The 13,519-nt window shown below is 74.2% G+C and carries 13 protein-coding genes and 1 pseudogene; 5 read left to right on the top strand and 9 right to left on the bottom strand.

The features are described 5' to 3' along the window. Both ACIWVC_RS27890 and menD read left to right on the top strand, forming a co-directional pair. A pseudogene (locus ACIWVC_RS27890) lies at positions 1–258 on the top strand (O-succinylbenzoate synthase); the annotation flags it as partial. After that, entirely contained in the window at positions 255–1,922 is a 1,668-nt protein-coding gene (gene menD, locus ACIWVC_RS27885) for a 2-succinyl-5-enolpyruvyl-6-hydroxy-3-cyclohexene-1-carboxylic-acid synthase (protein ID WP_396449902.1), read from the top strand. The pseudogene ACIWVC_RS27890 and the gene menD, both read left to right, overlap by 4 nt. Positions 1,923–2,107: 185 nt before the next feature. On the opposite strand, the gene ACIWVC_RS27880 is transcribed toward menD, so the two are convergent. Both ACIWVC_RS27880 and ACIWVC_RS27875 read right to left on the bottom strand, forming a co-directional pair. Beyond that, complete coding sequence (locus ACIWVC_RS27880) at positions 2,108–2,650, bottom strand: DUF1062 domain-containing protein (protein WP_396449901.1); 543 nt, start codon at positions 2,648–2,650, stop codon at positions 2,108–2,110. Between the two features lie 318 nt (positions 2,651–2,968). Next, a complete protein-coding gene (locus tag ACIWVC_RS27875; RefSeq protein ID WP_396449900.1) occupies positions 2,969–3,772 on the bottom strand; it encodes a tyrosine-protein phosphatase in 804 nt (267 codons plus the stop codon). A gap of 70 nt (positions 3,773–3,842) precedes the next feature. On the opposite strand from ACIWVC_RS27875, the gene ACIWVC_RS27870 reads away from it, so the two are divergent. Further along, on the top strand, positions 3,843–4,748 hold the full coding sequence (locus tag ACIWVC_RS27870; protein WP_396449899.1) for a LysR family transcriptional regulator: 906 nt from the start codon (positions 3,843–3,845) through the stop codon (positions 4,746–4,748). 50 nt (positions 4,749–4,798) lie between these two features. On the opposite strand, the gene ACIWVC_RS27865 is transcribed toward ACIWVC_RS27870, so the two are convergent. Then, on the bottom strand, positions 4,799–5,557 hold the full coding sequence (locus ACIWVC_RS27865; RefSeq protein ID WP_396449898.1) for an SDR family oxidoreductase: 759 nt from the start codon (positions 5,555–5,557) through the stop codon (positions 4,799–4,801). Between the two features lie 343 nt (positions 5,558–5,900). Between ACIWVC_RS27865 and ACIWVC_RS27860 the strand changes: the two genes are divergently transcribed. Then, on the top strand, positions 5,901–6,941 hold the full coding sequence (locus tag ACIWVC_RS27860) for a fatty acid desaturase family protein (protein WP_396449897.1): 1,041 nt from the start codon (positions 5,901–5,903) through the stop codon (positions 6,939–6,941). A 21-nt stretch (positions 6,942–6,962) separates the two neighbouring features. Then, entirely contained in the window at positions 6,963–7,778 is an 816-nt protein-coding gene (locus ACIWVC_RS27855) for an Fpg/Nei family DNA glycosylase (protein WP_396449896.1), read from the top strand. A 31-nt stretch (positions 7,779–7,809) separates the two neighbouring features. Here the strand turns inward: ACIWVC_RS27855 and ACIWVC_RS27850 are convergent, their stop codons facing one another. From ACIWVC_RS27850 to ACIWVC_RS27825, 6 genes are all read right to left on the bottom strand, one after another. After that, complete coding sequence (locus ACIWVC_RS27850; protein WP_396449895.1) at positions 7,810–9,060, bottom strand: cation:proton antiporter; 1,251 nt, start codon at positions 9,058–9,060, stop codon at positions 7,810–7,812. A 6-nt stretch (positions 9,061–9,066) separates the two neighbouring features. Beyond that, positions 9,067–9,549: a cation:proton antiporter regulatory subunit gene (locus ACIWVC_RS27845; RefSeq protein ID WP_396449894.1), complete on the bottom strand. Its 483-nt coding sequence runs from the start codon at positions 9,547–9,549 to the stop codon at positions 9,067–9,069. A 55-nt stretch (positions 9,550–9,604) separates the two neighbouring features. Further along, the gene (locus ACIWVC_RS27840) at positions 9,605–10,606 is read right to left on the bottom strand and encodes a helix-turn-helix transcriptional regulator (RefSeq protein ID WP_396449893.1); all 1,002 of its coding nucleotides are present in this window, start codon (positions 10,604–10,606) and stop codon (positions 9,605–9,607) included. A 48-nt stretch (positions 10,607–10,654) separates the two neighbouring features. Continuing rightward, positions 10,655–11,893, bottom strand: coding sequence for an isochorismate synthase MenF (locus ACIWVC_RS27835; protein WP_396449892.1), 1,239 nt, complete (start codon positions 11,891–11,893; stop codon positions 10,655–10,657). A gap of 193 nt (positions 11,894–12,086) precedes the next feature. Continuing rightward, positions 12,087–12,674 (bottom strand): biotin transporter BioY, encoded by a 588-nt coding sequence (locus tag ACIWVC_RS27830; RefSeq protein WP_396449891.1) that lies wholly within the window; start codon positions 12,672–12,674, stop codon positions 12,087–12,089. Between the two features lie 105 nt (positions 12,675–12,779). Continuing rightward, the gene (locus ACIWVC_RS27825; RefSeq protein ID WP_396449890.1) at positions 12,780–13,490 is read right to left on the bottom strand and encodes a spermidine synthase; all 711 of its coding nucleotides are present in this window, start codon (positions 13,488–13,490) and stop codon (positions 12,780–12,782) included. Between the last annotated feature and the right edge of the window lie 29 nt (positions 13,491–13,519).

Genomic DNA, 13,519 nt, shown 5'->3' with positions numbered 1-13,519 from the left:
CTGGCGGCGGGGGTGGCGCTGGCCGCGGCGCTGCCGGAGCTGCGCTACGCGTGCGGGCTGGGCACGCTGTCGCTTCTTGAGGGCGACGTCGTGGGCGAGCCGCTGCGCCCGGTGGCCGGCGAGATCGAGGTGCGGCGCCCCGAGGTGGACGAGGAGGCGCTGCGCCGCTGGGAGGCTCCCGCCGGGGGGTGGCGCGAGCGGGCCCTGGCCGCGCAGCGGCACCTGGGCGGGCCGGAGCTGATCGGGGCGGCGCCGTGAACCCGGCGACCGCGCTGGCGACCGTGCTGGTCGACGAGCTGCTGCGGAGCGGGATGACCGACGCGGTGCTGGCGCCGGGGTCGCGGTCGGCTCCGCTGGCGCTGGCGCTGCAGGCCGCCGAGGAGTCCGGGCGGCTGCGGCTGCACGTGCGGATCGACGAGCGGTCGGCGTCGTTCCTCGGACTGGGCCTGGCCAAGCGCTCGGGCCGCCCGGTGGCGCTGGTGTGCACGTCCGGGACGGCGGCGGCGAACTTCCACCCGGCGGTGATCGAGGCGCACGAGTCGGGCGTCCCGCTGATCGTGATCACCGCGGACCGGCCGCCGGAGCTGCGCGACACCGGCGCGAACCAGACGATCGACCAGGTGAAGCTGTACGGGACGGCGGTGCGGTGGAGCACCGAGGTCGGCGTGCCGGAGAACCGCCCCGGCATGGTGGCGTACTGGCGGTCGCTGGCCAGCCGCGCGTGGGGTGTGGCGCAGGCGCCGTCGCCGGGGCCGGTGCACCTGAACGCGGCGTTCCGCGAGCCGCTGATCCCCGACGGCGACGAGACGTGGTGCGAGCCGCTCGACGGCGACGCGACGGGCGCGTGGACGAAGGTGCGGCCGGCGACGCCGGGTTCGGTGCTGCACGTCCCGCCGACGCGCCGCGGCGTGCTGGTGGTGGGGGACGGGGCGTCGAACGTCAAGCGGTACGTGGCGGCTGCGTCGATGGCCGGGTGGCCCGTGCTGGCCGAGCCGAACGGCAACGCCCGCTACGGCGACCACGCCCTGTCGTCGCACCATTTCCTGCTGGGCGTCCCTGAGTTCGTGGAGCGGCACCGCCCCGAGGTGGTGGTGACGCTCGGCAAGCCGGGGCTGTCGCGGCCGCTGCTGTCGCTGCTGCGCCGCGCCGAGGAGCACATCGTCCTCGCCCCGGACCTGGCGCGCTGGCCCGACCCGGTGCGGTCGGCGACGCAGGTGGCGCCGGAGGTGGAGATCCCGGTGGTGTCGGGCGACGACGCGTGGCTGAAGTCGTGGCGGGCCGCGGACCTGGCCGCGGCGGCGGCGGTGGACGCGGTGCTGGACGCGGTGCCGCAGGTGAGCGAGCCGCGGCTGGCCCGCGACCTGGTGGCGGGGCTGCCGGGCGGGTCGCTGCTGTTCACCGCGTCGAGCATGCCGATCCGGGACCTGGACCAGGTGATGCGCCCGCGCCGCGGCATCCGGATCATGGCGAACCGGGGCGCGAGCGGCATCGACGGGCTGATCTCGACGGCGATGGGCGCGGCGCTCGCGCACAGCGGCCGCTCTTATGCGCTGCTCGGCGACCTGGCGTTCCTGCACGACCAGAACGGCCTGGTCGTCGGCCCGCACGACCGGCGCCCCGACCTGGCGGTGATCGTGGTGAACAACCGGGGCGGCGGGATCTTCTCGCTGCTGCCGCAGGCGGCGCTGCGCGGCCCGTTCGAGCGGATCTTCGGCACCCCGCACCAGGTGGACGTGGAGGGGATCGCGGCCGCGCACGGCGTCCCGTACCGGCGGCTGGAGGCGGCCGCGGACCTGCCGAAGGCGATGGCGGGGGAGGGGCTGCGGATCATCGAGGCCCGCACCGACAGGGAGGCGAACGCGGCCCTGCACGCCGACATGCGCAAGGCCGCCCAGGCCGCCGTCCGCGCGACCCTGACCTGAGGAGCCGCGGCGCCGCCGCGGCGGCACTCATGTCCCAGTAAGAACTTACAATGTAAAGGTGCTGGGCGGTGTGCATCCCAACCACACCAGCACCACAAGAACATCCACCAAGGCAGCAGCCCCTCGTCGGTCGTCGCAGATGCGAAGGCCGGGCGGGCCACGTGGCCCGCCCGGCCTCTTTCCCGCTAGTCCGCGGGCATCACGGTGAAGGTGAATCCGGTGGCGGTCGGCCGCCGCATCGGGACGTCGCACTTGATCCGGCGCAGCGCCTCGTTCCTGCTGAGGCCGAGCGCGCGTGCGATGAGCCGGTCCGGGCGTACCGGCACCGGGTCGTCGAAGACGACCTGTACCCGCACCGGCCACGCCTCGTCGGCGGGACGGGCCGGCGGTACGTGGAGCCGCCAGGCTCCCGTCCAGTCGAGCGTGACGCGGTTGCGCCGGGCGAACAGCGGATCGAGCAGCGTGGACGCCACCAGTTCCGGATCGTTGGCGCGGTAGCCGTCGAGCAGGACCGGATCGAAGGATCTGACCGGAACCCGCTCGTGGACGGTGAGCTTGGTCGTGCGATCGCAGTCCGTGCAGCGGGCCGGCAGCCAGACCGACAGCAGCTTGCCGTTGGCGTTGACGCGGAACCTGCCCTCGCCGGCGGTGGCCGACTCCGAAAGGCAGTCCGTGCAGCGTGCGGACAGCAGCGGCAGCCTGGTCCGGCGGACGACCCAGCGCAGCACAGTATGAGGTTGTGAAGACATGATCTCTCTGGACCTGACACGAGGCCGATTGCGCGCGGCCTCGAACGCTGTATGACCGGGCGCACGCGGGCAGCCCGGCGGAACCGACGAGCGCGTCGGCTACAGGTGTGCGGAAGAAGGTGTCAGGTCTGGAGAGCAGGCGGGGTCACGCGGTTCGTCCTCTGTCCTCGCTGCGACGGGGGCCGAAGGCAACCTACGGGAACGCGTGAGGAGGGCTCAAACGGTTTTCCGGACGGCCCTCTGCCTCCCACGGACGAACTCGCCCAGGCAGGGGCCTGCGGCTCCGCCTGCGGAGGTTCAGGGGGCGAGGAAGCGGTCGCGGAGGGCCTCGGTGTCCTCGGGGGTCCAGCCGTGGCCGGCGAGCCAGCCGAGCGTCCCGCCGAACTCCTCGTCGACGCGCGCGAGGAGCTTTTCCATGAGGGCGGCGTGGGGCACGTAGGCCCCGGCCGGGCGGGAGTCGAGGTCGGCGGCGTAGGTGTCGCTGGCGCGCAGCCGCCGCAGGACGGCCTCCATGCGTTCCCCGGTCTGGGCGTAGTCGGCGACGATGGCCTCGCGGGTGACGCCGGCGACGTCGAGGGCGAGGGCGCAGACGACGCCGGTGCGGTCCTTCCCGGCCGCGCAGTGCACCAGGGAGGAGCCGTCGGTGCGGGTCATGACGCGGAGGGCGGCGACGATGGAGTCGCCGCGGTCGGTGAGGTAGCCCAGGTAGTGGCCGGCCGGGCGCTCGTCCCGCCAGGGGAGCGCCCTGTCCACGTCGGCGCCCGCGTCGGCGTCGGTGCCGGCGTCCGCCCCGGCGGCGACGTCGGTGCGGCTGCCGGCTTCGGGGAACAGCGACAGCTGGTGGACGGTCACGGAGGGTATGCGGGTGAGGGGTCCGGGGCCTTCGAGCCGCACCTCGGCTTCGCTGCGCAGGTCGATGACGTTCTTGAGGGCGTAGTCGTCGAGGAGGACGCGGACGTCGGCGACGGAGAGGTCCTGGAGGTTGTCGGAGCGGAGCACGCGGCCCCGCCTGGTGGTCCGTCCGTCGGCTGTGGGGAGTCCGCCGAGGTCGCGGGCGTTGACCGCACCGTCCAGTTCTATCCACCGTGTGCCACCGTCCATGACTTATGACCTTATAGCGCGGCGGTGGCCGCCGATTTGCGCGGGTGGCGCCGTTGACGAGAATTGGGCCGTGACCGCTCTCAACCTCTACCAATTGCGCTCCTTCCTCACCGTCAGTGAGGAGCACAGCATCACACGGGCCGCGAGTCGCCTGCATCTGGCGCAGCAGGCGGTGTCCTCGCAGATCAGGCAGCTGGAGCGGGCGCTCGGGGTGACGCTGCTGGTGCGCACCTCGCGGGGTGTGCTGCTCACTCCCGCGGGGGAGGAACTGGCTGCGGGCGGGAAAGCGGTGATCGCGGACGCCGATGCGCTGGTCGAGCGGGTGCGGGCCGTCGCCGCGGGGCAGGCGGGCCGGTTGCGGCTGGTGTGCAAGCCGCACGCGACGGCCGAGTTCGCGATCGAGGTCGCCGAGGCGATGGAGGCGGCGGTCCCGGGCGTGGTGATCGAGCTGGTGACGGTGTCGACGCTGCCGGAGGAACTGGAGCTGCTGGCGAGCGGCCGGGCGGACGCGGCGTTCCTGTGGACGCCGGCGGGCGACGGGAGCCTGCGGTACGCCGAGGTGCGCGAGGACCGGAGGATGGTGGCGCTGCCGGAAGGGCACCGGCTGGCGTCACGGGAGTCGGTGGTGCTGGCGGACCTGGCGGACGAGCCGGTGATCGTGCCGAAGGTGGTGGTGTCGCAGGACGTGCTGCGGCACTGGCTGGCCGAGCCGCGTCCGGACGGCCGGCCGGCGCTGCGCGGTCCGGCGGCGCAGCGGATCGAGGACCGGCTGATCCTGGTGGCGCGGGGGCGCGGGGTGTGGCTGGCGCCCGAGCCGCTGGCCGCATACTTCCCGGCGCCGAGGGTCCGGTGGGTGCCGGTGGTGGACGCGGCGCCCTCGTACCTGGCCGTGGTGTGGACGGCGCGGGCCCCGGAGTCGCTGGTGTCGCGGCTGGTCGCCGAGGTGCGGCGGATCACCGGGTGGGCGGGGGACTGAGCGACCGCCCGGCGATCCGCCGCGGTAGTGGGGGCAGAACGGTGACCGGGTCAGAACATGGCGCCGTTGGCGCGCAGGGTCTGGCCGGAGACCCAGCCGGCGTCGGCGCCGATGAGCCATCCGACGAGGGGGGCGATGTCGTCGGGGGAGCCGAGGCGCCCGCGGGGGCTGTGGTGGGTCGCGGCCTCGATGGATTCGGGTGTTTCGGCGGCGCGGTAGAAGTCGTCGTCGATGGGGCCGGGGGCGACGGCGTTGACGGTGATGCCGCGGGCGCCGAGTTCCTTGGCGGCGGCGAGGACCATGCGTTCGACGGCGGCCTTGGAGCCGGAGTACAGGCCGTAGGGGCCGGTCATGACGGAGGTGAGGGTGGTGGACAGGACGACGTAGCGGCCGTTGTCGGCGAGGTGGCGTGCCGCGGCGCGCAGGGTGTTGAAGGCGCTGCGGGTGTTGAGGTTGATGAGGTGGTCGAAGTCGGCGTCGGTGTGGTCGGCGAGGGGTTTCTTGATGACGGCGCCGGGGGTGTGGACGACGATGTCGAGGTGTCCGTACCGTTCGGCGGTCTGGGCGAACAGGGCGTCGACCTGGGCGGAGTCGCAGGCGTCGGAGCGGACGGCTTCGGCGGTGACGCCGTGGTCGAGGAGTGCGGCGAGTGTGGTCTTGGCGGCGGTTTCGTCGCCGTTGTAGCTGATCACGGTGGTGGCGCCGCGGGCGGCGGCGTTCTCGGCGAACGCGGCGCCCTGGTTGCGGGTGCCGCCGACGATGAGGGCGACTTTGCCTTCGAGGTCGCGGGTGGCCGGGACCAGTGACATGGGTGTTATCCCCCGTGTGGTGTAGCTGGAGAAGATCGCGACCAGTGTGCGGGGGCGGGGGGCGGGTGGGGAAGCAGTGATGTGCTGTGGCGGCCACATGCCGTCGTTGTGGCGGCCGGTTCCGGGGGGCGGCGCGGCCGGTCACGGAGGGGCCGGTCGCGGAGGGGCCGGTCGCGGAGGGTATGCGGGGGTTCGGGTCATCACAGGCCCTTTGGGGTGAGGGGCGGGGGCGGAAGCCGGGACCTGCGAGCCAGGGCGGAATTGGCTCCGCGGCGTGGCGACCGTCCGGGTTCACGCTCCGTAGCGTTCGAGCAGTCGTTTTCGTGCTCGAACTGGAGGTTTCATGACCGCGACCCTGTACGCTCCTTCCCCTTCGTCCGGAGCTTCCGGGCGGCGTGCCGGGAGTGATTTCGCGCCGCTGGCGCGGCGGGTCCGCGAGAGCGGGCTGCTGGAGCGCCGCCGCGGCTACTACGCGCGGGCGATCGCGCTGAACCTGGCCGCGACGGCGGCGGTGTGGGGGGCGGTGGCGTGGGCGGGCGCCGGGTGGTGGACGGTGCTGCTGGGCGTGCCGCTGGCGGTGCTGGCGGCGCGGGCGGCGTTCCTGGGGCATGACGCGGGGCACCGGCAGATCGCGCGGACCGCGCGGGCGAACCGGTGGCTGGGGCTGCTGCTGGGCAACCTGCTGCTGGGGATGGGGCACGGGTGGTGGAACGACAAGCACAACCGGCATCACGCGAACCCGAACCATGTGGGCAAGGACCCGGACGTGGGGGAGGGGGTGCTGGCGTGGACGCGGGAGCAGGCCGGGCGTAAGCGGGGTGTGCTGCGGTGGGTGGCGCGGCATCAGGCGGTGCTGTTCTTCCCGCTGCTGACGCTGGAGGGCGTCAACTTGAAGGTGGGGAGCCTGTTGTTCCTGCGGGGCCGTTCCCGGCGCGACCGGCTGGTGGAGGGCGGGCTGCTGCTGGTGCACGCGGCCTGGTATCTGGGGCTGGCGTTCGCGCTGCTCCCGCCGGCGCAGGCGGTGGCGTTGATCGCGGTGCAGCACGCGCTGTTCGGTGTGCATCTGGGTGCGGTGTTCGCGCCGAACCACAAGGGGATGGCGATGCCGGGGCCGGGTGAGCGGTGGGGGCATCTGCGGCGGCAGGTGCTGACGTCGCGGAACGTGCGGGGCGGGGCGGTCACCGACTGGCTGATGGGCGGGCTGAACTACCAGATCGAGCATCACCTGTTCCCGGGGGTCCCGCGGTGCAGCCTGCGGCGGGTGCGGCCGCTGGTGATGGAGCACTGCGCGGCGGTGGGGCTGCCTTACGCCGAGACGGGGCTGATCGAGTCGTACCGGCGGGCTCTTGGTCACATGCGGGAGATCGGGGAGCCGCTGCGGTAGGGGCGGGGCTATGCTCCGGCCATGCCGGAGGGACACACGATTCATCGACTGGCCGCCGAGCATCAGCGGATGTTCGGCGGCCATGCCGTCGCGGCGTCGAGCCCGCAGGGCCGGTTCGCGGAGGGGGCGCGGCGGCTGGACGGGCGGGTGCTGGTGGCGGCGGACGCGCACGGCAAGCATCTGCTTTTGGGGTTCGACGACGATGTGACGCTGCATGTGCATCTGGGGATCTACGGGCGGTTCGGGTTCGGTGCGGCGCCGCCGCCGGAGCCGGTGGGGCTGGTGCGGTTGCGGCTGGTGGGCGGGGGGTGTTTCGCGGATCTGCGGGGGCCGAACACGTGCGAGGTGCTGGAGCCGGGCGAGGTGAAGCTGCTGCGGGACCGGCTGGGGCCGGATCCGCTGCGGGCGGACGCCGATCCGGAGGTGGCGTGGCGGCGGATCAGCCGGTCGCGGACGCCGGTGGCGGTGCTGCTGATGGATCAGTCGGTGGTGGCGGGGCCGGGGAACATCTACCGGGCGGAGGTGCTGTTCCGGCAGGGGATCGATCCGCGGCTGCCGGGGCGGCGGCTGTCGGCGGAGCAGTGGGCGGGGATCTGGGACGATCTGGTGCTGCTGATGGCGGAAGGAGTGCGCGCGGGGCGGATCGACACGGTCCGTCCGGAGCACACGCCGGAGGCGATGGGGCGGCCGCCGCGCGTGGACGATCACGGTGGCGAGGTGTACGTGTACCGGCGTGCGGGGCTGCCGTGCCTGGTGTGCGGGACGCCGGTGGCGGCGGCGGAGGTGGCGTCCCGGAACCTGTTCTGGTGTCCGGGGTGCCAGCCCTCCGCCGCGTGACGCCGGCCGGCGGCGGGGTGGCCGGGGCGGGTCAGGAGATGGTGGGTGTGGGGCCGGTGTCGCCGGTGTGGACGGGCCGGGGGACGACGGGCACGTCGTCGTCGGTCTGGGGTGCGCGGCGCTGGGCGCGGCGGTGGCGGAGGCGGGCGGCGAGGGGTTCGGTGGTGCGGGCGAGGACGGGTCCGGCGACGGCGAGGATGAGGACGTAGGCGGCGGCGAGGGGGCCGAGGCGCGGGTTGGTTCCGGCGCTGACGGCCAGGCCGGCGATGACGATGTTGAATTCGCCGCGGGGGACGAGGGCGGCGCCGGCGCGGAGTCGTCCGGTGGTGGCGACGCCGGCGCGGCGGGCGGCGATCCAGCCGGTGCCCATCTTGGTGAGGACGCCGGCGGCGGCGAGGGCCGCGGCGATGGCGAGGACGGGCGGCAGGGCGGCGGGGTCGGTGTGGAGGCCGAAGAAGACGAAGAAGACGGCGGCGAACAGGTCGCGGAGGGGGGCGAGGAGTTTCTGGGCGGTGTGGGCGAGGGTGCCGGACAGGGCGATGCCGACGAGGAAGGCGCCGACGGCGGCGGAGACCTGGAGTTGCTGGGCGATGCCTGCGACCAGGAGGGTGAGGCCGAGGACTTTGAGGAGGAGGACTTCTTCGCTGGGGCTGGCGACGAAGCGTTCGACGAGTTTCCCGTGGCGCAGGGCGATGTAGAGGATGACGGTGATGGTGGCGGCGGCGATGCCGAGGGCGGCGGCGCCGCCGAGGAGTCCGGCGCCGGCGAGCAGGGCGGTGAGGATGGGCAGGTAGGCGGCCATGGCGAGGTCTTCGAAGACCAGGACCGACAGCAGGGCGGGGATCTCGCGGTTGCCGAGCCAGCCGAGGTCGCCGATGACTTTGGCGGTGATGCCGGAGGAGGTGACGTAGGTGATGCCGCCCATGGCGACGGCGGCGACGGGGCCCCAGCCGAGGATGAGGGCGGCGGCGACGCCGGGGGCGGCGTTGAGGGCGAGGTCGGCGAGTCCGGTGGGGGCGGAGGTGCGCAGGGTGCCGACGAGTTCACCGGCGGTGTATTCCAGGCCGAGGGTGAACAGCAGGAGGATGACGCCGACTTCGGCGCCGATGGAGACGAATTCCTCGCTGGTGGTCAGGGGGAGGATGCCGCCGGAGCCGAAGGCGAGGCCGGCGATGAGGTAGAGGGGGATGGGGGAGATCGAGAAGCGGACCGAGACGGCGCCGAGGAGGCCGAGGGCCAGGATGATCGCGCCGAGTTCGATGAGTTGGACTGCTGAGTGCATGCGCGGTCAGCCGTGGGCGAGGATGTGGGCGACGGCGGCGGTGCCTTCCCCGGTTCCGGTGACGACGACGATGTCGCCGGCGGTGAAGACGAAGTCGGGGCGGGGGCTGGCGAGGACCTGTCCTTCGCGGACGACGGCGACGATGGAGGCGCCGGTGCGGGTGCGGGCGCGGGTGTCGCCGAGGGGGCGCCCGTCGTAGGGGGAGCCCGCGGCGATGGGGTACTGCTCGGTGACGAGGCCTTCGACCTGGCGGTGGAGTTCGGCGAGGTGTTCCACGATGCGGCCGGTGCCGAGGAGCTCGGCGATGGCGTTGGCCTCCTCGGCGGTGAGGGCGACGGTGGCGATGCAGCTGTCGGGGTCTTCTTTGTCGTAGATGACCAGGTCGCGGCGGCCGGTGCGGTGGGAGATGACGCCGATCTGGCGGCCGCGTGCGGTGGTCATGACGTGCTGCAGGCCGATTCCGGGCAAAGCGGTCCGTTCGATGTCCACGGGTGCTTCGTCCTCCGTCTCAATGGTGCTGGGGTCGTTGTCGACCGTACCGGGGTCAGCGGGTCATCGTCCCAGATGGGGTGGTGTAGCGGGCGGCGAGGGTGCGGACTGTGGCGGTGATCATCGCGCGGAGTTCGGGCGGTTCGAGGATTTCGACGTCGGCGCCGAGTTTGAGGAATTCGACGTGGGCGTGGCGGACGGATTCGATGGGCAGGACGGCGCGGACCCATCCGTCGGGGCCGGGCGGGCCGGCGTCGGCGCGGGCGGCGCGGGCCATGGCGGGCGGCAGGAGGATCTGGGCGCGGGTGAGGCCGTCGGGGGACAGGCGGACGGTGGCGTGCTCGGGGTAGGAGTCGGCTTCGAAGCGCTGGGTGTAGGCGGTCCAGTGGGCGGCGAGGTCGAATCCGTCGGGGCGGTCGAAGCGTCCGGGGAGGGTGGTGAGGGCGAGGACGCGGGAGATGCGGTAGGTGCGGGGTTCGACGGTGGTGCCGGTGGGGCGGGCGATGAGGTACCAGCTTCCGGCTTTGAGGACGACGCCGAGGGGGTCGAGGGTGCGGGTGACGTGCTGGGGGTGCCGCCAGCGGCGGTAGCGGACCTGGATGGGGTGCTGGTTCCACACGGCGTCGGCGATGGCGTGCAGGTGGGGGACGTCGTCGGGGGTGCGGAACCAGCCGGGCGCGTCGAGGTGGAAGCGTTCGCGGATGCGGGCGGCGCGGCTGCGGGGGCCGGGCGGGAGGGCGGCCATGAGTTTGAGTTCGGCGGCCAGGACGTCGCCGAGGCCGAGCTGGGTGGCGGGTCCGGGCAGGCCGGTCAGGGGGAGGGAGGCGGCTTCGGATTCGGTGAGGCCGGTGAGGCGGGTGCGGTAGCCGCCGAGGAGCCGGTATCCGCCGTCGGGGCCGCGGTCGGCGTAGATGGGGACGCCGGCGGCGCTGAGGGATTCGACGTCGCGGTAGACGGTGCGGACGGACACTTCGAGTTCGGCGGCGAGTTCGCGTGCGGTCATGCGTTCTCTGGCCTGCAGGAGGAGCAGGAGGGACAGCAGCCGGCTCGCGCGCATCGTCTCAGTGTGCCGGGTCGGGGGTGCCGGATTCGGGCCGGGTTCTGGTCAGCCGTGCAGGGCGTACTGCATGGGGCGGAACTTGGCGCGGGCCTCGGCGAGTTCGGCGGCGGGGTCGGAGTCGGCGACGATGCCGCAGCCGGCGAACAGGCGGGCGCGGGTGCCGTCGATCTCGGCGCAGCGCAGCGCGATGCCCCATTCGCCGTCGCCGCGGGCGTCGACCCAGCCGACGGGGCCGGCGTAGCGGCCGCGGTCCATGCCCTCGAGTTCGCGGATGAGGTCCAGGGCGGTGTCGGTGGGGGTGCCGCAGACGGCGGGGGTGGGGTGCAGGGCGGCGACGACGTCCAGGACGGACCGGTCGGAGGCCAGGTGGCCGCGGATGGGGGAGGCCAGGTGGATGACGTTGGGCAGGGTGAGCAGTTCGGGCTGGTCGGGGACGGTGAGGTCGGCGCACAGGGGGGTGAGGGCGTCGCGGACCATCTCGGCGGCGTAGCGGTGCTCCTCGCGGTCCTTGGCGGAGGCGAACAGGCGGCCGGCGCGGTCCCGGTCGTCGGCGGGCGTGCCGCCGCGGGGGGTGGTGCCGGCCAGGACGAGGGATTCGACGGTGTCGCCGGTGCGGCGGATGAGCAGTTCGGGGGTGGCGCCGACCAGGCCGGCGCAGGAGAAGGTGTAGCAGGCGGGGAAGCGGGCGGCCAGGCGGCGCAGCAGGACGCGGGCGTCGATGGGCGCGGCGGCGCGGGCGGTGATGTCGCGGGCGAGGACGACCTTGCCGAGGCGGCCGCCGCGGATGCGGTCGACGGCGGCGGCGACGGCGGCTGCCCAGTCGTGTTCGGGGAGGGCGCCGCCGCTCCACCGCAGGCCGGTGGGGGGCTGGGGCGGGTTGGCGAGGGCGAGGGGGTCGGTGTCGTCGCCGATGGTGGTGAGCCAGGCGCGTCCGCCGCGCCGGCCGAGGATGCGGCGGGGGACGATGAGGGTGGAGTCGGGGGACTTGGGGTCGAAGCCGAAGGAGCCGAAGGCGACGGGCCCCGAGCCGGGGACGGCGGCGGTGTCGTCGACGGCGGCGGCGCCGAACAGCTCGCGGAGCATGCCGGCGGCGGCGGTGAAGCGGTCGTCGCCGCCGGTGACGGTGAGGCGGGCGGCCTCGCCCCAGCCGACGATGCCTTCGCCGCGGCGGATCCACGCCAGCGCGGAAGGGTGGGGGAGCCGCGCGATGAGGTCGCCCGGGTCGGGGACCGGGACGGTGCGCACGGTGAGTCGGTCCGGTGCTGCTGTCGCGGCGAGCTTCACACGGGCCACTGTACGCCAGATTTGAACCTGTTCAAACGGGCGGGGCGGGGGCGCGGGGTGAGGCGTGCGCCACATCCGGGCGGGCCGGCCGCGGCGTTCCCGGCGTCCGTATGCCCGTCCGTCATGCCCGTCCGTCCCGCCCCCATGCGGGCGGCGCGGGCGGGACGGGACGGTGCCGGGCCGGGGCGGCGGGTCAGCGGCGGGCGGTGCCGCTGAGCTTCCAGGCGGCCGGCAGGAGCCCGGCGGCCAGCAGGACCTTCAGGGCGTCGCCGGCCAGGAACGGCGTCATGCCCAGGTCGACGGCCTTGCCCAGGTCGACGTCCAGGGCGGCCATCAGGTAGGGGACGCCGGCGGCGTAGATGACGGCGGTCCCGACGAGCATGGTCCCGACGGTGCGCAGCGGGGTCCGGTCGCCGCCGCGCTCGGCCAGGCGCCCGACGACGGCGGCGGCCGCCACGAACCCGATGATGTAGCCGAGGGTGGGGAACCCGGTGCCGGAGGCGCCGTCGGTGAACCAGGGGACGCCGGCCATGCCGGCGAGCAGGTAGACCAGCATGCCGAGCGCGCCGCGGCCGGCGCCGAGCGCGGCGCCGGCGAGCAGCACGGCGAAGGTCTGCCCGGTGACGGGGACGGGGGTGCCGGGCAGCGGGACGGCGATCTGCGCGGCGAGGCCGACGAGGGCGGCGGCGCCTGCGACGAGGGCGGCGTCGCGGGCCAGGGCACCGGGCAGCAGGTCGCCCAGGACGGCGGGGCGCCGCTGGGTTGCGTGGGCAGTAGCCACAGATCCTCCCAAAAACGTTTTGTCAGGCCGAAACCTAGCGAACGGGTCGTCCGGGGTGGATCACGCGGGCTACAGAAACCGCCCCGCCCGCTTTGTACAGGCCGCTCACCCGGCCGGGCGGGAGCCGGAGGCGAGGTAGATCACATCGGGTTCGCCGCGCGGCACCGGCACCGGCCGGACGTCCACCCGCGCGAACCGCTCGCGCAGCAGCGCCTCGAACGCCGGCGCGGCGGCGGCGCTCCACACCGCCAGGACGCCGCGCGGGGCCAGCCGCCGGGTGAGCAGGTCCAGGCCGGCGGGGGCGTAGAGGCGGGCGTTGCCGGGGGTGACGGTCCAGTCGGGGCCGTTGTCGATGTCCAGGCACAGCGCGTCGAAGCGGCCGGCCGCGGGGTCGGCGAGAACGTCGAGGAGGTCGGCGCAGCGGACGGTGACGCGGGGGTCGTCCAGCGCGCCGCCCGACCAGGGCCGCAGCTCGGCGGCGTGCCAGCCGACGACGGCCGGCTCGCGCTCGACGACCGTGACGTGCGCCACCGGCGGCAGGGCGAGCGCCTCGGCCAGGGAGAACCCGACGCCGAGCCCGCCGATGAGCACCCGCACCGGCCCGCCCGGGCTCCGCCCCGCCGGACCGCGCCCGTCCAGGCTCTGCACGGCGGCGCGCACCAGCAGCCGCTCGGACTCGCCGTTGCGGGTGTCCATGAGGAACACGCCGTTGCTGATGATCTCGTAGTCGGCGCCGGCGCGGCGCAGCACCAGCTCCCCGCCGACCCCGGCGGCGCGGTCGACCACCACCGGCTCCCCGGACGCGGCGATTCCCATGCCCCGCACCCTATCCGCCGACCCTGCCC

It is taken from the genome of Actinomadura sp. (assembly GCF_044508335.1).
Classification (GTDB): Bacteria; Actinomycetota; Actinomycetes; order Streptosporangiales; family Streptosporangiaceae; genus Spirillospora.
The sequence above is the reverse complement of the archived record's forward strand: the minus strand, read 5'-3'. Positions and strand labels throughout refer to the sequence as shown.

Excerpts from the sequence above, each read along its gene's own strand:
- ACIWVC_RS27875 (WP_396449900.1), bottom strand. The coding sequence starts at position 3,772 with ATGGACGGTGGCACACGGTGGATAGAACTGGACGGTGCGGTCAACGCC.
- ACIWVC_RS27865 (WP_396449898.1), bottom strand. The coding sequence starts at position 5,557 with ATGTCACTGGTCCCGGCCACCCGCGACCTCGAAGGCAAAGTCGCCCTC.
- ACIWVC_RS27860 (WP_396449897.1), top strand. The coding sequence starts at position 5,901 with ATGACCGCGACCCTGTACGCTCCTTCCCCTTCGTCCGGAGCTTCCGGG.
- ACIWVC_RS27855 (WP_396449896.1), top strand. The coding sequence starts at position 6,963 with ATGCCGGAGGGACACACGATTCATCGACTGGCCGCCGAGCATCAGCGG.
- ACIWVC_RS27850 (WP_396449895.1), bottom strand. The coding sequence starts at position 9,060 with ATGCACTCAGCAGTCCAACTCATCGAACTCGGCGCGATCATCCTGGCC.
- ACIWVC_RS27840 (WP_396449893.1), bottom strand. The coding sequence starts at position 10,606 with ATGCGCGCGAGCCGGCTGCTGTCCCTCCTGCTCCTCCTGCAGGCCAGA.
- ACIWVC_RS27825 (WP_396449890.1), bottom strand. The coding sequence starts at position 13,490 with ATGGGAATCGCCGCGTCCGGGGAGCCGGTGGTGGTCGACCGCGCCGCC.